Source organism: Psychromonas ingrahamii 37, from assembly GCF_000015285.1.
Classification (GTDB): domain Bacteria; phylum Pseudomonadota; class Gammaproteobacteria; order Enterobacterales; family Psychromonadaceae; genus Psychromonas; species Psychromonas ingrahamii.
This window is the reverse complement of sequence record NC_008709.1, coordinates 2141188-2162773: the sequence shown is the minus strand read 5'-3', so window position 1 is coordinate 2162773 and position 21586 is coordinate 2141188. Positions and strand designations below refer to the sequence as shown.

Here is a 21586-nt window from a genome sequence, read left to right as displayed (position 1 = left end):
CAACCAAGGTGTTACCAAAATTGAATTTATAAAATAGAAATACTATGCTCAAAAAGGCGGTTAATGTCACTGTCAGGGCAATTTTTTGCCACTGAACCGCCGGGAAATAAAGAGTGGTTTACAACATTATTCCCGGAAGAATGTCGTGCAGCATAGTTAACGGGCAAACCGCGTCAAAGTGCTGAGTAAGGAGCGGTGAAGGCATCGGACTTAGAGATGATGACATGTGGCAGAGATGCCCAATATTGCTAATGATAGGTGCCAGCAAGGTACTAAGGCCCTTGATAAATAAGAGCCTTAAAATTAGTTATTAAGATGTTAAATGAAAGAGCTTTCTCTTTGGATAGCAACCCAGGCTTCGATCTTATTATCGACCTTGATTGGCAGCACTCTCCAAAACATAATAAAAGGAGTTCCATCTTTTTTGTAATTGATGGCCTTTCCTTCAAATTCTGTACCGGATTTCAACGCTGCGGTGAGACGATCGATAACTTTTTCATCAGTACCCACACCTTGAAGAATTCGGGGGGTTTTTCCGATGACCTCGGATGGTTCATAACCAGTAAGTTTTTTAAACGCGTTGTTTGCGTATATAACCTCTCCTTCAGTTGTCGCGTCAGTGATTAGGATTGAGTCGAAACTATTCTCCACCAGTACCTTTAACAGTTCTATGTTGGTTTCAGTTTCACCAAGGGTATCTATTGTATAAGCCATTTCTATTCCTAGTAATTATCTGTTAGTAGTATGTACGTAGTGGGGGAGTATTTGGGTCACCAATGTTCAAAATAATACCCTCTTCATCATTAATCCTCTTCACCATAAATTGCCTGCGATACTCATTTTTTAAAATGCAGCCAACCCTCAATAACTTCTTTTTTGGGATCACCCATATAAGTTTAGGTAATAAACTACGGGTCTTTGCAATTTCGTAAGACTATTGTTGGCCACTCCTGAAATCTTGCAATTGGTTGTTTATTGGCCGCTTTTATAAACAGGCCGTTATACTCAAGCAACATTCACTTGCCTTATAAAAAAGAAGATAGAGGATAGTCGAATAAACATCCTTTTTTGTAATATCTAAAATATGCTCACCTCATATTCTCCTTATTTGCCTCTTTTTTTCATTCTTTTTATGAAGCGTTAGGGATCAGGACTTTGCCTTTTGCCATTACGCTCACTATTGGGGAAGTGAGCATAAATGGGGTAGTCTCAACAGATAAATAGAGTAAAAGCTCTGAGGGCGCGTTGTGCCCCTTTACGCCTCAGAAAGATAACTCGCAAACGCGCCGTAGTGGATTAGAGCAGATGCTAATTCACCTGAATTAGTGATAAACATTCAGGTGAATACTGGATAAGGGGCTTTATAAGCAGACTGGAAATGACCTTTTTTAAAAAACTACGAATAAAAAATCCTGCACCAAAGCCCTATTAACAAGGACTAGGGCGTAAATAAGCAAAATAATATCCAAATATCAGGCTAAAAGTGAGCCCATACGAAAGCTTAAATTGATTTAAAATGGAGTCATCTTTGACTTCGCAAAGAATGTAGCGTTAAATTATTACTTACACTTTTGAAGGATTAAAATATGAATAAACAAAATTTTAACGAAGAGCTTTTAGGATTTTTAGATGCGTCTCCTACACCTTTTCATGCCACTTTAAATATGAGTATGATGTTAGAGAATGCTGGATTTATAAAGCTTGATGAACGCCAAAAATGGAAGCTCAAAGAGGGTAAGAAGTATTTTGTAATGCGCAACGATTCTTCTGTTATCGCTTTTACATATCCTAAAGATAAAAACTACACAATAGTGGGTGCTCATACAGATTCACCCAATATAAAACTAAAGCCAAAACCCGTTACTAAAGAGCATGGCGTTGTGAAATTTGGCGTTGAGCCTTATGGAGGTCTTTTACTAAATCCTTGGTTTGACAGAGATCTCTCACTTGCAGGGCGTGTTTCTTATCTTGACTCTAAAAATGTTATTCAACATGTTTTGATTAATGTTAAAAAGGCTATTGCGATTATCCCATCACTTGCAATTCATTTGGATGAGAATGCTAATAAAGAGAGAACGGTAAATAAGCAGACAGATATCTCACCTATCCTTACAACAAATGATGATTTCGAGTTTGATGAGTTCTTAAAATTGCAGCTTGAGAAGTTGGGGATTCAAGATGTTAAAGCGCTTTATGCAAATGAACTTAGTTTTTATGACACAGCGAATGCTTCATATGTAGGTTTAAATGACGACTTTATAGCGAGTGCAAGATTAGACAACCTTCTTAGCTGTTATGTTGGACTGCTAAGTATATGCAATGTAGATGATGATAAACCTATGATGTTTATTGCCAGTGACCATGAAGAAGTTGGAAGTGAGTCAACCAGTGGTGCAAGTGGGAGCTTTTTAGAAAATACGCTTAGAAGAATGTATAACGATTATGAGGACTATATGCAGATGATAAGAGGTTCGATTTTAATATCTGCTGATAACGCACATGCAATCCATCCAAACTTTCCATACAAACACGATGCTAATCATGCTCCACACATCAATAAAGGCACTGTTATAAAGATAAATGCAAACCAGCGATATGCTTCAAACTCTACAACTATTTCAAGATTTATGAATGTGGCTAACGCTGTAAATGAGCCGTATCAAGAGTTTGTAACAAGAAGTGATATGGGATGTGGTTCAACTATCGGTCCATTAACTGCGACAAGACTTGGGATTGATACACTTGATGTTGGACTTCCTACTTTAGCAATGCACTCTATACGTGAGCTTTGTGGTAGTGATGATGCACACTCTTTGTATAAAATCATTTTAGGATTTAGCAAGTAATATCGACTGTAACACCAGAGGAACTAAATCTTTTAATATAGCAAACCGGCAAGGTTGAGTATAGGTAATTACAATCATGATATCTCTTTTTATAACCCAATATGCAAGTGATTACTCATGATGGCATAGGTGACATAGGAACAGATATAAATCGCAAAGAGGCCCGCTATTACGTCACCGTTCCTAATATCTGTTTGCTTATTTAACAAGACTGCTTGTCGGCCATAGCTGGATTTAGTGCTGCGTAAAGCATCGGATAGTGAGAATAAGTAGAGGGGATATGTGCATTGTCAGGGAACCATCATGAAAATTGTTGTGACGGTTCCTTGATTGAGTATCACTTTGTATCGACTGTTATTGGAGAATAACCGGTGCGAAGGAGAAAACGTCTTCGCTTTTTGGATCTACCGTCATTTCAATCCAGCTGTTGTCTTCTGCGCCAAACACTTGCACCCGTGTGAAGTTTGCCGTCAGACGTCCGTCATCTTCGTACATAGGCTTATCTACTTTATAGTAGTGAGAGTCGCCATGTACCAATAAGACCTGACCGCCAAAATTGTGCGTTTCAGCCTGCAATGTATGATAAAAATCGCTGAAGCCATTTTTCTCGTTCAGGCTTGGCAGGAAGTCATCTTTATAACCGCCATCAGAAAGCTCGAATGGGAAAAAGATATCCGCCTGAATAACGATGGCAATACCTGCATATTTATGATCACGCGCTTCTTTGAAAGACGCTTTAAGCCATTCAATATTTTTAGCATTACGGGCTTCGTATTCATTTGTCGCCGCATTACACTCCACTTCAGTACGTTTGGATTTTTTGATGCAATGTTTTTCTTTGCCAATCAGATTATTGTTACTTCCTGGTACAGCCAACGCGACAAATTCAACATTGTTCATCGTGAAACGGCTGTTTTCGCTATATGGCTGGCCATCAACCGCTTGTCTTTTAACCGCAATTGGATGTGTACCTTGGGTTGTCTCTGTCTTGAAGAACACATTGCGCAGGTAAGACAAACGTTCCAACGGATTGTAGCCACCATTGCTTGTACGGTGACAATCTGTCCATTCATTATCGCCAACGCTGTAAAGTGTCGGTGCTTTTAATGAATTAAAGGTATCTACAATGTTTGCACCAATGGCGTCGTCTGTACATTTCGAGTGTCCGTTTTTGGTATCACCTGTAAACAGGGTGAAACCCAAATCATGGGCATTCATAGAATCAACCGTTTGCTTGGCTCTCTTTTCTTTAAGCGCCATATCGTCGCTATAGAATTGATCTCCCCACAAACCAACTTTCAATACCGAAGCAGGCTCAATCGATGTGGCATGTACCGTTGCTGACATCAGAGCGAATGCGCCAAGGGCTGTTAAGGCAAAATGTTTAAGCATATGCAATTTCTCCAAAAGAAAAATAAGAACACTAATACAGCGCTCATAAAATTATTAATAATCTGGAGCGAATCATATCGGCCTGATATGACAAATAGATGTCGCTTACATGACAGCGATAAAAATCACGGTGTGTTTCAAGGCAATCATTTCGATACGGATTGTTGATATGCACATAGAAGCACGGTTTTCCTAAACCAATTGTGGGTATCCATTAATTACAATGGTTATAATTGAAGGTGAAGACTCATGAATATCAGTCCTAATGCATGAAGTCATTGTGGCTTAGTAATTGTGGTTTAGTACCTGCGAGCCTGATCATTTTGGCGCGTATTGAGTTTAAATCAACCTAAGCTATGCAGGTAATTAAAGTATTTTCATCTGATAGTGCCTGCGATTTAAAGCGCCCTCCCACTTATTTTAAGGGAAAAATAAGAATAGCTTTAACCAGCCCAGAGGGTAAACGCAGGCAAACTTCTTTATCGATGAATTCTCTTTTTTCTAATTCATTAATATGCAAAACTAGATGATAGTGATTAGACATAATGGCATAAGCGCAGGTATCAATATTAAAAATGAAGGTTAAAGATGGAGGTTAAGAATGGGCGGGATTCGACCATTCATTATCTACAATGTTCAAAGCTTTGTCCGCTGAGCTTATCCTTGCCGCATAAAAAAGCACAACGCACACAACGGGAAATACAATAAATAATAGGCGTACCACAATCTTTTTACACTCTCATTAAGGATATCTGTATTGCACAAGATTGCATCTTAATGAGCTCCTAATCATTCAAAACAGTGCCTGAATAAAACATAGAAGCGAATTAATATTTAATCGATTAGATGGGTGCCCAGCTATTTGCCTTGTTACGTCTAAAATTTAGATTAAAGGGTATTTGACTGGATTTAATCGATTCAGTTCTATAGGTTGACAATCCCCCCGCTATCCATGGGAAGTTTGTTGCTATTGCATTACTTTGCTTGTTGACGTTTATCAATAAACTGTTGAGCGAGTGCTACTACATCCTTCATAGAAAGCTCAGTAGCTAGGTATCTGATGCGGTACAGAGACATTAGTGGTAAATCTTCAATAGGCTGATCGAGTAAGGCTTTAAGCTGGTTTTGTTCACTGTTCGGGTTAACGTCTTGGTTTTTTAAATCCGACATGTATTGTTGGTTCCTTATATTGTTTAAATAGTAGCCCTAAAAGAGGGCTTGGGTATAACGCGCGGTATAGAAATCCGTCTGAGATACTACGGTGAGCTTAAATAAAAAACGGGTTATGCACTCAACCTTAATATTTCCTCATACATTGTCTGTATTACCGTAAATATTTTTAAAAAGACATAAGCACCACGTGTATGTGACCTTTTTAGTAGGCTTTCACTTTCTCAACTTATTTTACCTTACTACTATAAATAATCATAGCGTGTGGTTGTGCTACATCTTGATTTGGTTGGTATCATGAATGCTCACTGCATATTCTGCTGGTACTGTGAACTTAACAGACCCGTTTCAAATTATGCAGATAATCTGCTGATGAAAAATTAAAATATTTACGCCGGTTATCGTTACTCTGCACAAATCATCCGCCATGCGCTTTGGTTTTACACTTAGCTTTCAGGTCGCCATTTAACTTAAGGCGAAGCATGATAGCGCTTTCCGTTACGCTTTTTTCTGAATGGGAGCAGATTTGTTACGCCTAAAATTTAGGATAAAGTTAAAATATTAATTTTTAGTCATCGGAATCAGATAAATTGACTGGACCATTAAGAGTATAAAGCTAACGCATTTTGCACCCCTTTGCGTACTTAGGAATGAATATCAATAGATAACAGCTTACATAAGGAACTTTCTATGGCCGAGGCTTCTTCCTGCTGCATTGCCTGATCCGCATTAGACACTTTGCACAGTAGACAAACAATGACCAGAGTATCATCATAGGCAAGGATTTCTGGCTGTTGTTCTGGAATCGAATTTAAAAAAACATAAATGTTGGTTAATATTTTCTGAACTTATTTTTATTTCAAAAAATACAATCTATATTATTTTGCTATTATTATTTATTATTTATTATTAATGGAATGGCTGATATGTCTCTTTGGAAGTTTATTGCAATATTATGTGTTGTTGGATTAAGTGGATGTACTCAAATACAACAATTACAAGATCTGGAAGTGAGTTTAATTAATATAGAGCCAACAACGGCGGCGGGGTTATCCCCTCGTTTTAATGTGCACTTATTAGTCTTAAATCCGAATCCTCAAGATTTAGAAATTGAAGGCATCATTTTACGCCTGGATATTAATGATAAAAAGATTTTATCCGGTGTGTCCAGTCAAATCCCTACATTAAAGGGATACAGTGAAACGCCCATCAAAATACAAACAGCTGTTTCACTATTTGATCTGTTTAAATTATTAACCTCTCTAAGTCAACATTCAGGTGATGATATTAAATACCAACTGCAAACAAAAATAGATCCCAAGGGATTTATTGCCTTTAATCTAAGCAAAGAGGGATTCTTAAATGAAAATCTTTTACAAGGATTAAGCAATCAATCTAGATAACACAAATCACCAACAGAAAGAACTAGCGAACCACTTCAATTCGCACTTTAATCACGCCTGAGTCGAGAGAACCAATAAGACTGAATGCGGAGCGTAACAGGTCAATAATACGCCCTTTTACAAAAGGGCCTCTGTCATTGATGATCACCATAATACTTTTGCCATTTGTTAAATTAGTTACTTTCACTTTTGACCCAAAAGATAATTTTTTGTGCGCTGCTGTTTTCGCATTTTGATCAAAAACAGCACCGCTAGCGGTCAGTCTGCCTTGAAACTTATTGGCATAAAAAGAAGCTTTCCCAACTTCTTTATACCCGTCGCGGCTTCGAGAGAGTACCGGCATACAAGCGAAAAGAGTGATGGCAAAAACAGCAATAGTTAATCGTTTAATACTCAACGTCATCATATTGTTGGCTTCTTTAAAAACATTCCCCACCTCAATAAATTAATGGATCACCCTTTGAGTATAGCGATAAATAGGTGTTATAAATTGTTAAAGCATCGTTTTAAACATCGTTTTAAACAGTAAAATACAATGAAAATTTTTAAGTGGAACGACGAAAAATATAATGACGAATTTGTTTGACGCGGAAAATGGTTGCTGATGACAAATCATTATAGGTCATCATCCTATCGGTTAGGGGCAACCTTTTATTTTTTGCGTAAAATGGTGATTTAAGCAAACCATTGCTATCAATAAGATTACATTTTAGTTTTGCATTTTTTCACTATAGCTTTTGTCATTCCCTTGAAAATAAATAAGTGTGCGGGCATCAGTGCAAACCAATATAATAAGCCTAAAAAACCTGCCGGATGCCACCAGGCACGTATATCTAACTCCCGATATGCCCCTTTATCCACAATATTAAATTCAAGTCGACCCAATCCTGGTGCTTTCATGCCCATTAATAAAGACAAAAATTTATTCTCTTTAATGCCAATAACTTTCCAGGAGTCAATTCTATCACCTAATGCTATTTTATCAGGATGGCTACGATAACGCGTTAAGGAATTCCCACCAGCAAGGTGATCTATCCCTTCTCTGATTCGCCATAAATAATTTGCATAAAAATAACCTTCCTGCGTACCGATTAATTGAATCTGCTGCCAAAGGCATTCAGCACTGACATCGGTTTTAAAACAATGACCCGCTTGCTTTGGATAATAAGCATAACCTGGTTGCCAATAAGAAAGCGCATCGGGATCAAATCCCCATAGGTCACTATTAATAATATCTTGTTCATTGGCTAAGCTTTCAGCCACGGCTTGTTCATAAGAAAGTAATGCTTGTGGAATAAGAGACTGGAGTTCGGATCCGTCGGCCGTTAAGTCATAGCACATTCCCTCCACCAATGCTTTGGCAATATTGGTCGGCACCGAGGTGATAACTTTAAACCCGAGGGCAGCAACCTTAGTTGTTAACATTGACAGGGGGATAATATGTACTTTTTTACCCATCAAATTGGCAATTATTTGTAGCTGTTTTTGATAGGTAATTAACTCCGGGCCTGCAACATCAAAAATTTTATGCGTGACGGCAGGAAGTTTGAGTAACGCCAGCAGGTAATAGAGCAGATTTTGTAAGGCAATAGGTGAGTTGTGAGAATTTATGCACTTTGGCATGATCATAACAGGCAGGTGATAAACCACATCACGCATCACTTCAAATACTGCAGAGCCCGCACCTACAATAATGCCAGCTCTTAATTCAGTGACGATAACATTGCTTTCTCTTAAAATATCACCGGTTTTTTTACGTGAAACAAAATGCTTGGAATCGCTGGAAGCAGGTTGCAGAGAGCCTAAATAGATAAGCTGTTTAACATCACTGGCTTTTAACTGTGCACTGAAATTTTTAGCGTTATCAAGTTCAATATCAACAAAATTCGGGCCATAGCCCATGCTATGCACAAGATAAAAAACAATATCAATATCCTGCAGAATAAGGGATAAATCTGTATTAAGGGTTAAATCTAATGTCACTATTTTAATATTATCGAGTCGGCTCCAACTCCGTTTTGCAAGTACCGCGGGATCCCGCGCTGTCGCTGTGACGTTATAACCTGTCTGCGCAAGCGCCGGGACGAGTTGACTACCCACATAACCCGAGGCCCCCACCACCAAAATGTTTTTTGTCATTAATAAGCATCCTTCTTATATTGTTTATGATCACAGATTGAAGATGCAGCGGTGCGCCTGAATACTGGTACAAGGGTCACATAATGAAAACGGTTATTCCCTTTTCAAGTATTACCACTTTTTGATTTGGAATAACTAGATGATTTTCCTTCTATCCTGAAGTTCATCCTTTATTTCGTTACTGATGCCTGTATCTTCAAGTGATTTGACTGTCTCTGTAGATTGTAGTCTTTTTTGTTCTGCCAAATTAGCAAGATAAAAACTGGTATCTAACAAACGATTAGCAAATCCCCATTCGTTATCACACCAGACTAATAGTTTAACTAAATTCCCATCACTGACCCGGGTTTGGGTTCCATCAATAATACAAGAGCGAGGATCGTGATTAAAGTCAATTGAAACCAGCGGCGCTTCGGTGTAACCCAAAATATCTTTTAAGTTGGTCTCAGAGGCCTTTAGCAGACAATCGTTAATCTCCTGAATAGTGACATCTTTACTGACGGTAATACTGAGATCCATTGCGGTCACGTTAATGGTTGGAACGCGCACTGCAATCGCCTCAAATTTATTGGCAAATTTAGGCAGAATACGTTCTATTCCTGCGGCTAATTTAGTATCAACGGGAATAATAGACTGACTGGCGGCGCGGGTACGTCGCAGATCTGAATGGTAGGCATCGATCACCGGCTGATCATTCATGGCAGAATGAATAGTCGTAATAGTCCCACATTTAATAGCAAAGTGTTTATCTAGAGTATCTATCACCGGCACCATGCAGTTAGTGGTACAGGAAGCACCCGAAATAAACGTTTCGTCACCGGTGAGTTGTTGATGGTTTATACCGTAAACAACCGTTGCATCTACATCTGGATCTGCTGGATGAGAAAAAATCACTTTTTTAGCCCCGGCAGCTATATGCGCATCGGCATCGGCTCTAGAGCCGTAAATACCGGTACAATCTAAGACTATATCTATATCGTGTTCATGCCATGGTAAATCAGCAAGTTCAGAAAAACGCACCAAATGAATATCATCATTTTTAATTTTTAGAAGGTTATTCTGTAAATTAACGGGAAAGGGGAAACGTCCGTGGGTTGAGTCATACTGGGTTAAATGTGCGATCGCTGACGGCTCAGCAAGTTCATTAATGACCACGACTTTCATTTCATCTTGACGGTTATTTTCATATAATGCACGCACTACACTGCGCCCTATTCGTCCATAACCATTAATAGCAATTCTAATTGACATAATAACTGTAAAACACCCAATAAAAAAACAAGCACCATTGTAGGATAAATTAGCGCATAAGCGAATATATTAAAGGGTTTAATTGCCAGGAAAGGCAATAGCCCACTTGGTATAACCAATATACTTGAAAATTATCAAACCGATTTCAGTTGAAAAAGAATCGGCACGGTAATACACGCTAAAATATTAAAACAGCACCTGCGGGACGATAACACTTGATAAGATAACCTATTATGCAGTGGCTACATTAATGCGATGGCTACATTAATGCAGCATTATCAGCAAGCTGTGAATGGATATCCTTATTGCTATTCAGAGCTGTTTCCACAAAGTGACCACAATGAAGCGTTGCATCGATTATCAGGTAAAGTTAAAATGCCCGGATTAACTACCCTCCCCCTAGGATTGAGATGAAACTAACACATTTATTATCGGCCGGTCTTTTAAGTTTATTTTCGACCTGTGCATTAAGTACCACTTTTACTTTTACAGCTATTCCCGATGCCGATGAAAGCAATCTTCGTACACGTTTTGAAAAAGTAGCCGATTATTTATCTAAGCAATTGGACGTTGAAGTCAAGTATATTCCGGTAAAATCTTATTCTGCTGCGATCACGGCGTTTCGTAATAACCAGGTACAACTTGCTTGGTTTGGTGGTTTATCCGGTGTGCAAGCGCGTGGTTTGGTACCCGGTTCTGAGGCCATTGCGCAAGGGTTTGAGGATCAATCTTTTAAGAGTTATTTGATTGCACATCATTCTGTCGACATAAAATTGTCTGATGATTTTCCGGTACTTGATAATTATACTTTTACCTTTGGCTCTAAGGGTTCAACGTCAGGCCGTTTGATGCCGCAGTTTTTTATTGAGCAAAATTTAGGTAAACCCGTCGATCAAATTTTTAAACGCATCGGTTTCTCTGGTGATCATAGCCGTACCATCAGCCAAGTTGAAGCAGGTGTTTATCAAGTAGGCGCGGTAAATTATAAAGTGTGGGACACCGCTGTTGAAAAAGGTGAGGTTGATACCAGCAAGGTGAAAGTCATTTGGGAAAGCCCTACCTATCCAGATTATCAATGGACAGTACGTTCGGGCGTAGACAGTGATTTTGGTGCAGGCTTTAAAGAGAAGCTGACTAAAGCATTAATTGGGATGACCGATAAGGATTTATTAGCCAGTTTTCCGCGTACATCCTTTGTTCCAGCCAAAAATAGCGATTATGAACCGATTGAGCGTGTTGCTAAAAAAATTGGAATGATTGATTAATGTTGTCGTTGGTTGATATTGATTTAGGTTATAACCAACAGATTGTTTTACCTAAAATTAATTTATTATTTAACAAAAATGAACATGTGGCTATTTTAGGTCCTTCCGGCGTGGGTAAAACCACGCTGTTACATCACCTATATCAACAACTGTCCGCACAAACCTGTTTATGTTCTCAAGCCAAAGGACTGGTCGATAACTTGTCGATTTATCATAACGTGTTTATTGGTGGGCTAGCGCGCTATTCTAGCTGGTATAATTTGACTAATTTGTTATGGCCGTTTAACAAGCCGCAACAACACATTAGCGCTATTTGCCAGCAGCTTGAGTTAACTGCGCCATTGCACCAGAAAGTCAGCGAGTTGTCTGGCGGTCAACGTCAGCGTGTTGCTATCGCCAGAGCGTTATTTCAGCGGCAGCCAGTATTTATGGGCGATGAACCTTTTTCTGCACTAGATCCATTAATGGGCTTACGACTGTTAAATTTAATTAAGCAAGCGCATCCGAGTGTTATTTGTGTGTTGCATGATGCCGAATTAGCGTTAGCACACTTTGAGCGCATTATTGTGATTAGCGATGGTAAAGTCGCCTTAGATGAGAAAGCCAATCAATTAACGCTGGCTCATTTATCTCAGCATTATACATTGGCAGATACTGTCAAAAATGCAGTGATATGAAGATATTAATACTAAAAAACAACTTTTTTATAACCCACTTTTCCCTATTCAGTCACCACCCTTTCTATTATGCCTAAAATCATCACCGTTAGTGGATTCTCTTTTGTAGGACACTGGCAAAAAATAACGCTATTGCTTTTACTGATGGTATCAGTATGTTGGTTTTTTGCTGATACCGAAGTGATTGCGCTCGAACCTTGGATTGAACTTGGACGTATGGGACTGGGTTTTATTCATCCCGATTTTTTCGCGACAGAGTATTTACTTGAAGCTCTGTGGCAAACCATCAGTTTTGCTCTACTTGGGATAACGCTCGGATTGCTATTGGGATTTCCATTAGCATTGTGGTATCAGCATCCTTTGATTGCGGCAATCTGTGCGTTTATTCGTGCTATCCATGAGATATTTTGGGCGCTAATATTTTTACAAATATTCGGTTTATCGGCCATTACGGGTATTTTAGCTATTGCCCTTCCTTATGCCGCCACGTTTGCCCGAATATTTTCAGATATTTTACAGCAAGCACCAAAACACACATTATTTTCTCTGCCAAAGGGCACAGATAAACTTTCGGCATTTATTTATGGCCGCTGGATGCATATGTATCCACAGATTGTCGATTATATTCGTTACCGTTTCGAGTGTGCGCTGCGCAGTAGTGCTGTGCTCGGTTTTATTGGTATGCCTACCTTAGGTTTTTATTTAGAATCGGCGTTTCGCCAAGGGCATTATGAACAAGGTGGTGCATTATTAATCCTATTCGTGCTGTTAATTGGCACTATACGCTTTTGGGCTAAACCGATTTTTTTGTGGTTGTATTTACCACTCGCCGTCTATTTTTTACCGCCTATTCCGGCCATTGACGGTCAACTTATTTGGCGCTTTATCAGTGTTGATATTTTACCACCTATGCTGCAGGGGCAACCCTTCTTAAGCTGGTTTAATCCTGATATTTTGCCGAAGGTCTTTGACTGGGCTTATAACTTAATCAGCCAGCAGGTTTTTCCCGGAATGATTGCAACCTTAGTCTTGGCTTTTTGTGCATTAGGATTAACCTATTTGCTGACCCTGGTTTTATTACCTTTTAATACCCGGCTGATGATGCCAAAAGTTGTCATATTAATCATGCGGGCCGTGAATTTAATATTACGTTCACTGCCAGAATATTTATTGGCCTTTGTGCTTATGATGCTATTAGGGCCTTCCATGTTACCCGCTATTATCGCTTTAGCATTGCACAATAGTGGCCTTATGGTCTTTTTAATGGCGCGTCAGGCTGATAGCGTGACAGTGCCACTGACTTATAAGCCCAGGATTGATCAATACAGTTATCTGGTTCTTCCTGCCCTATACCCCCATTTTATGGGCCTATTGTTTTATCGTTTTGAAGTAATTATCCGTGAAACAGCTATTTTGGGCATGATTGGGGTAATGACGTTAGGATTTTATGTTGACAGTAATTTTGCTGAAATTCGCTTTAGCGCAGCCTTATTATTATTGGTTTTCACTGCAGGGCTCAATGTCATCGTTGATTATCTCGCTCGGCGATTATTGCATTAACCGCGTGATTATTTACAAGCTTGCTAGTGTTAATTTTCCTGCGCAATGCAAGATCTCATCTTTAATACATTGGTTATTAGTGCTGTTTTTGCTGCCTTTTTTTAGCAAAAACCGCGACAACTGAATCCCGTCCACAAGAAACAACTGATAGGCAAACTTTAAAAATTAATGTGTAGGGATACTAGAAGGTTTTAATGCTACTTTGAAGTGTTTTTTATACTAGTTGTCGCCAATAATGGCAGGGTTTTTCTCCAAGAACTTACTTAGTTAATTACCTCACTAGACGTCTGTTTTCGAGATAATATTCGACTAATTCTAAAATAGCGACGTCGGCTAATTGTAAGATGTTAAACACCAACCAAAGATGAGGATCATGCTCATACCAGCGTAATCGAAAAGAGTCAAAACGAAAGTCTGAATTAAGAAGTTTTGGTTTGTTTTTTTTCACCAAACCGATAATCTCGTTTAAAATAGGCTCTCTAATTTTCTGATCCATTTCTTTAAACTCATCCAATCTTTTTCCCAAACGGGGTCGTTTGTCATACCATCTGTTCATTGGGCCCCACTTAATCTACCTAGATTATCTGCTTTAAAAATATAAAAAAACAATCATATTAAAATAATATACCTGCATACAATAGAAAACAAGTCTTACATTAAAATAGTAATTACTGAGTATTTAACCATCAAAAAGTTTGGAAATAACTCACTCTTCATAAAATTACAGCTGCCTTCCTTATATAAAACGCCTAAAAAAATCAATTTAAAGTTAAAAAAATAACACAATAAATGGCGATTTAGTAACTTGTTGATTTGATATAAGTGTTGACAGAAAGCTGGACAGCCCATCTTTTTATTGTTCGTCATTTTCGCGCACACAGGATTTAAATCAACATATGCCATGCAGGTAACAGTGCTTTTCCATTAAGCTGATCAATCATCCATTGACGGCGATCCGCAAAATTTGTCTGTCACCATACAAAAATGCTCGGCGACCATACTCGGCGACCACAAAGGGAAGAGCATTGTTAATAGGGAGTATCGACAAGTGAAATTAATGAAGAACGTAACTTTGTCATGCCTGCCGCTAGTCATGTGCATACAAAATGGGTTTTAAAGCAGGTGTGAATTGGTGTGCCATTAAAAGGTTTCTATTAAAAGTTTTGGCTGTCCTCAATTAGCTTTTTTTAAAAATTAGCACTAGCCCAATGACTCAGTTCCACAATTGGTTTTGGAAAACCAACGGAATAAACAAAACGATTTTCACTGTCTTCAAAAACGCTATTGCTTACACCCATTAAAACAAATCCTTCTGCTAATAATGCATTTGCATCATGAGCGCACTCGGTTTCAACAATTTTTGTTATTTGAAGAAGAATCTCTTGAGATTTTGTAATTTCCACGTTATCCATGATTACCCTTGTGTATATAACGAGGCTGTAGAATTTTTCCATTTAAGAGAAAAATATTTTCCAGAAGTTTTCTTTCCTTTTAAAACAATAGGTCAAAAAGCGCAGGTTTTCATGGATTTATAAAAAAATTATTCTACAGCCTAAACACATTAATAACTGGCGAAAAAATAATGGCGAAGATCACCAAGAGAAGCCCGCTATATTTCCCTTTTGAAGGGTTTCTTGGCTGTTTTAAAGTGCATTAAATTCCTCCAGCCATCCAATGAAAGACTGAGATACTTTATTAACGGTACACAAATCATGGTCAAAAAACCATACGGGTACATCTGTTTTCTGACGCGCACAATCCGTCAGTTTAAAACAGAACATATTGCCCTTACAATCAGACGCAAACAAAATATGCCCCTTTGGCATACCCGTCATCTCATATAGCTTTGATAGAGAAAATATATCTTCCAGGCTTAAGAAATCTTGTACTTCAGAAAGTTCAGAACTTAAATCGCAAATTTTAGTGAGTACATTTGGAGTGTGAACTAAACCATATGTAGATATCAAATATTTATATGAGTCAGGTACAAAAATATTTAGTTTTGATTCCAGCTCTTTAATATCATGATCCTTTATTGGCACCATAACGCTTTTACTGCCCCAGTTTTTTACAAATAGATCAATACTGTTCATTTAGAAATACTCCAAGAAAATCAACCCTTATTAGAAGGGCCGGCGTTAACCCTCTCTGTGATGGTTAGATGCAGGTTGAAGCCAGAAATCACTGTTAATTAGCAGATGAAAAATCTGTTCACAAGCCATAGAAATTTTACAAATAGGTCAATGCTCTTAATTTAGAAATACTCCAAGACAGTTAACCCTTATTAATAAGAAGCAGCCCATTGTCCCTAATTGTTATATGTTGGTTGAAGCCAGAAGTTGCTATTGATTAGCAGACTAAAAAGTCTAATTGCGAGCCAAAGGAAAATCAGAGGAAACACCAGTGTTTGGAAGATAAACACAACGATCAGATTAATAATATGTTTACTCGCACCCGCTATCTTTTGATCATACTCTTTATATCGGGCGGATATATTCATACTATTGGTTGTGCGTTCATAAAAACGTCTAATAGAGCTTAAAATCCCTTCTTCAGATTCATCAGACACCGATGAACTGTCTCGTGCCTGCAATTCCTGAACATCATTCTCCACATTTTCAAGCACTTCCTGTGAGTTAATATAAGTAGGGCTTAGGATTGAGCTGTATACAACCTCAGTTGCAAGCGTGACTATAGGTATTAAAAATCTTATAAAGATCACCAAAATAGCGGACTTAATCAGGAGATTTCTCCAACTACTATTGGCTAAAATAGAGGTCCATATACTGATTAGCAGAATACTGCCTGATAAAATAACCAAATAATTGGCCAGCACAGTCGTGCCTATTTTTAATAAAACAATTTGAGCGCCTAAGGATGTACTTGCCGCCAATACAATCCAGGAAAATCGTTCTATTAAGTCGTTTGCAGGATCCAATATTTCACCGGGTGTCAATATAACCCCGACTCCTCCGGGCTCAATGGCAACTTCGGTTCCCTGAACAACTGATATGACAGCGTTAATGCCACGGACAACAGCAAAGGTCGTTAATGCATTGCTAAACGAGGCCTCGAGTTTGTTTTCTGCAATACTGTCTATGGTGTTGGTGGATCCCAACCCAAGCAGAATAATAATAAGGGTACTCATTACCCAGTTTTTTGGTGAATTTTTTCTTACGACATTCATATAGGATGGGCCTTTACCAAGCATCAAATGGATTTATTTTGCATTCTATCTGAGTTCGTAACACAGAACACCTCTTATATAATGGGCTAAAAGAAGCTAAATATACACTGCGAAATAGCCAGCCGTATTTAGCCCTTTTGAATGACTTATCATACCAAAAAACACACTTAAGTGAATACATTGTAAAACAAGCATAAGAAGCACGACTTACGCAACGGGAAATACAATAACAAATTTTAGGGAATAAATTTGAACAGATTCAACTGGCTTCGAAAAAGTGAATAACAAGGATGTTATTCATAAAGTAAAGCGTATCAACCAGAGAAAGTTGTGTTACACGAAATCGCGTTATAATGAGATCCTAATCATTCAAAAAAGTGCCTGAATAAAATAGAGAAGTGGATTAATATTTAGTCAATGAGATGGATCTCCAGCTATTATAAGGTGTCCAGCTATTATCGTTTAAAGTATTTATATTGACAGTGCACATATTATTGACATAAACACGGGTAAAAAATCCACTTGTTGTATGTCTAATTATGTAAGCTTACATTTGTACAACGAGTTTATTTATGTAAATATATAAATGTAATACGCGATAAATTTGGCAAGTAAATTTTGTTAAGGACAATCTATGAAAATAAATATTTCTGGTCACCATGTTGATGTTACTGATAGCATCAAAGAACACTTAGAAGAAAAATTCGCTAAAATAGCGACCCATTTCCCCACGCTTATCTCGCTAGATATCATCATTTCCAAAGAGCATGGTGAGTTTGATGTTGAAATTAGCACCAATTATGAAGGAACTAGCATTGCCGCTAAAGGTAACGATTATGTCATGTACCCTGCTATTGCAAGTGCTGCTAAAAAATTAGAGACAGTATTAAAGCACCGCAAAGGTCAATTAAAAGCAGATTTACATGAAAAGCCCGACCTGACTGAACCTGAAACGGATTACGAAACGGATGAAGAAAAAGAACAAGAAATGAACTTAAATTAACCCGACTCGTTCTGTTAACGACCCAAAAACGCAGCTTACGCTGCGTTTTTTTTTGGGTACAATAAACAATGACAAAAGCGAAAGCACTACAGGTTAGATGAGCTAACGATGCCCCTATTTTTTATACCAGTCATCTTGAGTGGCCATGTTAATTGTTAAGGGCACGCAGAGCTTAGCGCGCTCATAAGCATGAACTGGTGTTCAATTCGCTCCATGATTTCCTTTGCTAAAGTAATTTCTCAGACAAGAAAAATGGTCGGAAATTTTCGTAACCGCATTGGTTTGGTTTATTTGTAAAAAGGTTTGTCTGCTCCAGCTTTTATTTCCGTCTTTTATCTGAAAATAACTTTTTGCTTAAGCAATAAATACAAGCATCAAAGCAACTCAAAGTCATTGATAGTTGAAATATCAAATATGTAAAAATAGAGCATCAAGTGTTGATATAAAGTGCAATAGAAGTGGAAATTCAAAGGGGGTTATGGTTAATTTAGATTGCGGCACAGTCGCTTGTTTTCAATAAAACGAGTAACAAGCAAAATTCAATGAAAGTATAAAGCAGTGTTAATACAAGAAATTGCAGATGGAAACCGCTGCGATTATGCGGCCAGGAAAAAATCTTTCACCAACAACGAGATTAAATTCCTTGTTCCCCCATTTTAAATATTTACGATAAGTAGCAGAGATCAATACCAGGCATGTCATGCAGGTGCAACACAAATGTAAAATTCAAATAGTGACTTTCATTGTTACAGTCCTCAACGGCTATCTGGCGCTCGTTGTATATGAAGGTGGGCTAAGAGACGTATTGTTGGTCGGATCAAAAACTGAGCGCTGCCAATGATAAAAAGCCAGATAGCTACTTTTTCCAACGACGGATAAAGAAAAACCACACTCCCCGACAAGAACCAGAGCGCTATGAAAAAATCATTAATAATACTAATTACTTCATAGCGACGCCGAATAATTAACTGTTCATTGCCGACGGTAAGGGTAAGTGGGTTATCGATACTATACTTGTCGCTCATGGAAAAACCTTTGAACTATATTAATGGAAGCTGCTCAACACGCACATAACACTGTATTAGCCTGTATTCTTACTAATAAAGATTTAAAATTTCATTTATCGGCAACAATTGTACCATAACAAGCATAAAAGACAGTTAGATAGCATACATATCTAATTGTAAATTTACTTTTTATATTGGAGAAATAACGCACTTTAATTTATAGAGATCTCTATTATTTCAAACCATAAAAAATCAACTTTTTATTTTTTAATCAGTTGAAATATCAAGTATTCATGTAAGGTGTAATAGAAGTGGAAACTCAAAGGGGGACCTATGATTAAATTAGATTGCAGCACAGTTGCTCGTTTTCAATAAAGCGAGCAACAAGCACAGCTCGATGAAAGTATAAACCAGTGTTAAAAGAATAGATGGCAGATAGAAACCGCTGAGATTATGCGGCCAGAAAAAGTCATTTACCAACAATAGGATAAGTCGATTGCTCACACGACCTATCCTTATTTGTTAGATTCTACTCATTTTCCCCAACAGGTTCACTTGACGTCCCCAAAAAACCACGTCCTTGGACAAAATAGACGTTAATAGGTTTCTCGTTACGGAGAACATCGATAACATTTTCGAACATGGAGGAAGGAAGGTGCATCTTAATAATTCCCCCAGAGTTCGAATCAGCTTCAAAGAACATACCTGGATCGTTGAATCGAACCCAAGCAACGGTTTTCCCTGCTGCATCATTCAACTGAATCTGAGCTCGGTTTGTTTGATAACCATCCGGGCCACCATAAAATAGAACACTGTAACTCGATACTGAAGCCATCTGCCTTCTCCTGAATGATATGATGTGAGTGGCAATTACATCTTTAATTTCAGCGCTCCACCCATTACGCAGAAACATAACAGTCTCTTAAGGTCTGCTTTCTTATCTAGTAAAGATATAAATTTTTTGATCGCCAAAGATTAGACCATCACAAGCATAAAAAACAGACAAATGATACATATAATTTAATATAAATTAACTTTTTATATTAAAAAGGTGAAGCATTTACATTTATAGAGAGATTTACAATGCAAGCCATAAAAAAACTTATTATTTTCAATATATTAAAATATAAAGCATGCGAAAATAGTGCATTAGTATTCATATAAAATGCAGTATAAGTGGTAACTCAAAGGGGCTTATGATTAACTTGAATTCGATCATCTTATTCAAAACTTCGATTCAAATAATAAATGAGCAATAAGCAGACTAACTATTTAATTGAGTGGGTGAAATGACAAAAAGACTCTTTCTGGGCATAGCATTAGACAAACAACAGACTCAGCAGCTATCGAAACTACAGGCAAATTTCGATTCAGCAGTCAGATTAGTCCCTGCAGCAAATTTACACATGACTTTACTATTTTTAGGGCTTATCGACGATAAAACTCAGCAGCAACTTGAGGAGCAGATTTCTCTGATGGATAAGCCCAAGTTCAACCTGAGTCTTGATAAATTAGACCATTGGGCAAAACCAAAAATACTCTGCCTGACGGGTCAAATTGATGATCCGGCCTTATTAAAACTCGCTAAAAACTGCTCAGCACTATCAACTCAATTCAAATTGTATAAAGATGAAAATCCTTTCACGCCCCATATTACACTGGCACGAAAAGCCAAATATTTACCCGAAAACATGTCAACCTCAGTGGATATTCAACCGCTTTTATTAACGCCTAAGACTCTCCATCTATTTCATTCCCAAAGCACAATAGAGGGGGTTAAATATCAAATTTTGCGTTCCTGGAACCTTGAATAATCAGAACTGCTGACATAATGGCGAAAATTAGTTATTCTTATCACCCATCTACCCAGCCAACGAACAGGTTTTATGAACAATCCAGAGATTACTAAAACACAACTGATTACCCTACTGAGCAATTGGGGTGAAGGCAAAATATCATCCCAGCAACTGCAAGACTGGATGATTACATTTTACGATCCACCGGAAGTCAGCATTGGGCCTACCGAGCCCGAGTGGACGCAGTTAGCAATGAATATCATTATGAATGAGTATGAGATAGCTAAAACTAAGAAGTTTCGTCTTGAAAATTATGCATTGGCCATTGCTTTTGCTGAATGTACCGAGGAGACTTTCAATCAAAGCAAACATCTTTTTATTTATGATGGTTTTTCTGACTAAGCTTAAATCCAAATGGCTTCAAGGTGCAGAAATTCAGCAAAATGTTGCGTTTTTTTCTGGCATTCAGGGAAAGTGCTGAATTTGCATCTTGAACTGACTAGGTATAGGTAACGTATTGTAATGTAAACAAAGCTTAAATTCTGCAAATGCAGAATAATCGGGGAATTGTTTATCTACACTTTTGTGGGCTGATCAGTTTATTATATTCTTCTATTGAAGAATTAATGTAGTAAGGCGATATTGGATGGTGAAAAATCAAGTCGGTAGACCTGCCGCTAAAACAGATTTTCTGACTGAATTGATATCCAAACGGCTTCAAGGTGCAGAAATTCAGCAAGATATTGCGTTTTTTTCTGGCATTCAGGGAAAGTGCTGAATTTGCATCTTGAACTGACTTAGGTATAGGTAACGTATTGTAATGTAAACCAAGCTTAAATTCTGCAAATGTAGAATAATCGGGGAATTGTTTATCTACACTTTTGTGGGCT

21 protein-coding genes are annotated in these 21586 nt (G+C 37.9%); 9 read left to right on the top strand and 12 right to left on the bottom strand.

Going from position 1 to position 21586, the window contains the following annotated elements:
• Window positions 1-318: 318 nt before the first annotated feature.
• Entirely contained in the window at window positions 319-714 is a 396-nt protein-coding gene (locus PING_RS09300; protein ID WP_011770120.1) for a PAS domain-containing protein, read from the bottom strand.
• Between the two features lie 872 nt (window positions 715-1586).
• On the opposite strand from PING_RS09300, the gene PING_RS09295 reads away from it, so the two are divergent.
• On the top strand, window positions 1587-2846 hold the full coding sequence (locus tag PING_RS09295; protein ID WP_011770119.1) for a M18 family aminopeptidase: 1260 nt from the start codon (window positions 1587-1589) through the stop codon (window positions 2844-2846).
• 354 nt (window positions 2847-3200) lie between these two features.
• Here PING_RS09295 and PING_RS09290 read toward each other — a convergent pair whose 3' ends face one another.
• Both PING_RS09290 and PING_RS09280 read right to left on the bottom strand, forming a co-directional pair.
• Window positions 3201-4238: a hypothetical protein gene (locus tag PING_RS09290; protein ID WP_011770118.1), complete on the bottom strand. Its 1038-nt coding sequence runs from the start codon at window positions 4236-4238 to the stop codon at window positions 3201-3203.
• Window positions 4239-5213: 975 nt separating this feature from the next.
• The gene (locus PING_RS09280) at window positions 5214-5408 is read right to left on the bottom strand and encodes a hypothetical protein (protein ID WP_041766309.1); all 195 of its coding nucleotides are present in this window, start codon (window positions 5406-5408) and stop codon (window positions 5214-5216) included.
• A 926-nt stretch (window positions 5409-6334) separates the two neighbouring features.
• Between PING_RS09280 and PING_RS09275 the strand changes: the two genes are divergently transcribed.
• Complete coding sequence (locus PING_RS09275; RefSeq protein ID WP_041766307.1) at window positions 6335-6811, top strand: LEA type 2 family protein; 477 nt, start codon at window positions 6335-6337, stop codon at window positions 6809-6811.
• Between the two features lie 22 nt (window positions 6812-6833).
• Here the strand turns inward: PING_RS09275 and PING_RS09270 are convergent, their stop codons facing one another.
• The 3 genes from PING_RS09270 to epd all read right to left on the bottom strand — a co-directional run bounded on the left by PING_RS09270 (window position 6834) and on the right by epd (window position 10201).
• Window positions 6834-7154 (bottom strand): septal ring lytic transglycosylase RlpA family protein, encoded by a 321-nt coding sequence (locus PING_RS09270; RefSeq protein WP_232279442.1) that lies wholly within the window; start codon window positions 7152-7154, stop codon window positions 6834-6836.
• A gap of 359 nt (window positions 7155-7513) precedes the next feature.
• On the bottom strand, window positions 7514-8950 hold the full coding sequence (locus PING_RS09265) for a DUF2867 domain-containing protein (RefSeq protein WP_011770115.1): 1437 nt from the start codon (window positions 8948-8950) through the stop codon (window positions 7514-7516).
• A gap of 135 nt (window positions 8951-9085) precedes the next feature.
• On the bottom strand, window positions 9086-10201 hold the full coding sequence (epd, locus tag PING_RS09260; protein ID WP_011770114.1) for an erythrose-4-phosphate dehydrogenase: 1116 nt from the start codon (window positions 10199-10201) through the stop codon (window positions 9086-9088).
• Window positions 10202-10611: 410 nt separating this feature from the next.
• Here epd and PING_RS09255 point away from each other — a divergent pair, with 410 nt between their 5' ends.
• The 3 genes from PING_RS09255 (at window position 10612) to PING_RS09245 (ending at window position 13703) form a co-directional block, all read left to right on the top strand.
• Window positions 10612-11466 carry a putative selenate ABC transporter substrate-binding protein gene (locus tag PING_RS09255; protein ID WP_011770113.1) on the top strand — a complete coding sequence of 285 codons (855 nt, stop codon included), beginning with the start codon at window positions 10612-10614 and terminating at the stop codon, window positions 11464-11466.
• A complete protein-coding gene (locus PING_RS09250; protein ID WP_011770112.1) occupies window positions 11466-12143 on the top strand; it encodes an ATP-binding cassette domain-containing protein in 678 nt (225 codons plus the stop codon). The genes PING_RS09255 and PING_RS09250 overlap by 1 nt, the downstream gene beginning before the upstream one ends.
• Window positions 12144-12212: 69 nt before the next feature.
• Window positions 12213-13703: a PhnE/PtxC family ABC transporter permease gene (locus tag PING_RS09245; protein ID WP_011770111.1), complete on the top strand. Its 1491-nt coding sequence runs from the start codon at window positions 12213-12215 to the stop codon at window positions 13701-13703.
• Between the two features lie 271 nt (window positions 13704-13974).
• On the opposite strand, the gene PING_RS09240 is transcribed toward PING_RS09245, so the two are convergent.
• From PING_RS09240 to PING_RS09220, 4 genes are all read right to left on the bottom strand, one after another.
• Complete coding sequence (locus tag PING_RS09240) at window positions 13975-14259, bottom strand: hypothetical protein (RefSeq protein ID WP_011770110.1); 285 nt, start codon at window positions 14257-14259, stop codon at window positions 13975-13977.
• A 631-nt stretch (window positions 14260-14890) separates the two neighbouring features.
• Window positions 14891-15115, bottom strand: a complete 225-nt coding sequence (locus PING_RS09230; protein WP_041766303.1) for a hypothetical protein — start codon at window positions 15113-15115, stop codon at window positions 14891-14893.
• A gap of 231 nt (window positions 15116-15346) precedes the next feature.
• Complete coding sequence (locus PING_RS09225) at window positions 15347-15796, bottom strand: SMI1/KNR4 family protein (RefSeq protein ID WP_011770108.1); 450 nt, start codon at window positions 15794-15796, stop codon at window positions 15347-15349.
• Between the two features lie 215 nt (window positions 15797-16011).
• On the bottom strand, window positions 16012-16890 hold the full coding sequence (locus PING_RS09220) for a hypothetical protein (RefSeq protein WP_041766301.1): 879 nt from the start codon (window positions 16888-16890) through the stop codon (window positions 16012-16014).
• 634 nt (window positions 16891-17524) lie between these two features.
• Here PING_RS09220 and hpf point away from each other — a divergent pair.
• On the top strand, window positions 17525-17893 hold the full coding sequence (hpf, locus tag PING_RS09215) for a ribosome hibernation-promoting factor, HPF/YfiA family (protein WP_011770106.1): 369 nt from the start codon (window positions 17525-17527) through the stop codon (window positions 17891-17893).
• Window positions 17894-18648: 755 nt separating this feature from the next.
• Here hpf and PING_RS09210 read toward each other — a convergent pair.
• Both PING_RS09210 and PING_RS09205 read right to left on the bottom strand, forming a co-directional pair.
• Window positions 18649-18918, bottom strand: coding sequence for a YrhK family protein (locus PING_RS09210; RefSeq protein ID WP_011770105.1), 270 nt, complete (start codon window positions 18916-18918; stop codon window positions 18649-18651).
• Window positions 18919-19429: 511 nt separating this feature from the next.
• On the bottom strand, window positions 19430-19813 hold the full coding sequence (locus tag PING_RS09205; protein WP_011770104.1) for a hypothetical protein: 384 nt from the start codon (window positions 19811-19813) through the stop codon (window positions 19430-19432).
• Between the two features lie 376 nt (window positions 19814-20189).
• Between PING_RS09205 and thpR the strand changes: the two genes are divergently transcribed.
• The 3 genes from thpR to PING_RS21605 all read left to right on the top strand — a co-directional run bounded on the left by thpR (window position 20190) and on the right by PING_RS21605 (window position 21474).
• Window positions 20190-20714 carry an RNA 2',3'-cyclic phosphodiesterase gene (gene thpR / locus PING_RS09200; protein ID WP_011770103.1) on the top strand — a complete coding sequence of 175 codons (525 nt, stop codon included), beginning with the start codon at window positions 20190-20192 and terminating at the stop codon, window positions 20712-20714.
• A 72-nt stretch (window positions 20715-20786) separates the two neighbouring features.
• Window positions 20787-21098 (top strand): hypothetical protein, encoded by a 312-nt coding sequence (locus PING_RS09195; protein WP_011770102.1) that lies wholly within the window; start codon window positions 20787-20789, stop codon window positions 21096-21098.
• A gap of 244 nt (window positions 21099-21342) precedes the next feature.
• Window positions 21343-21474: a hypothetical protein gene (locus tag PING_RS21605; protein WP_269571626.1), complete on the top strand. Its 132-nt coding sequence runs from the start codon at window positions 21343-21345 to the stop codon at window positions 21472-21474.
• Window positions 21475-21586: the final 112 nt, after the last annotated feature.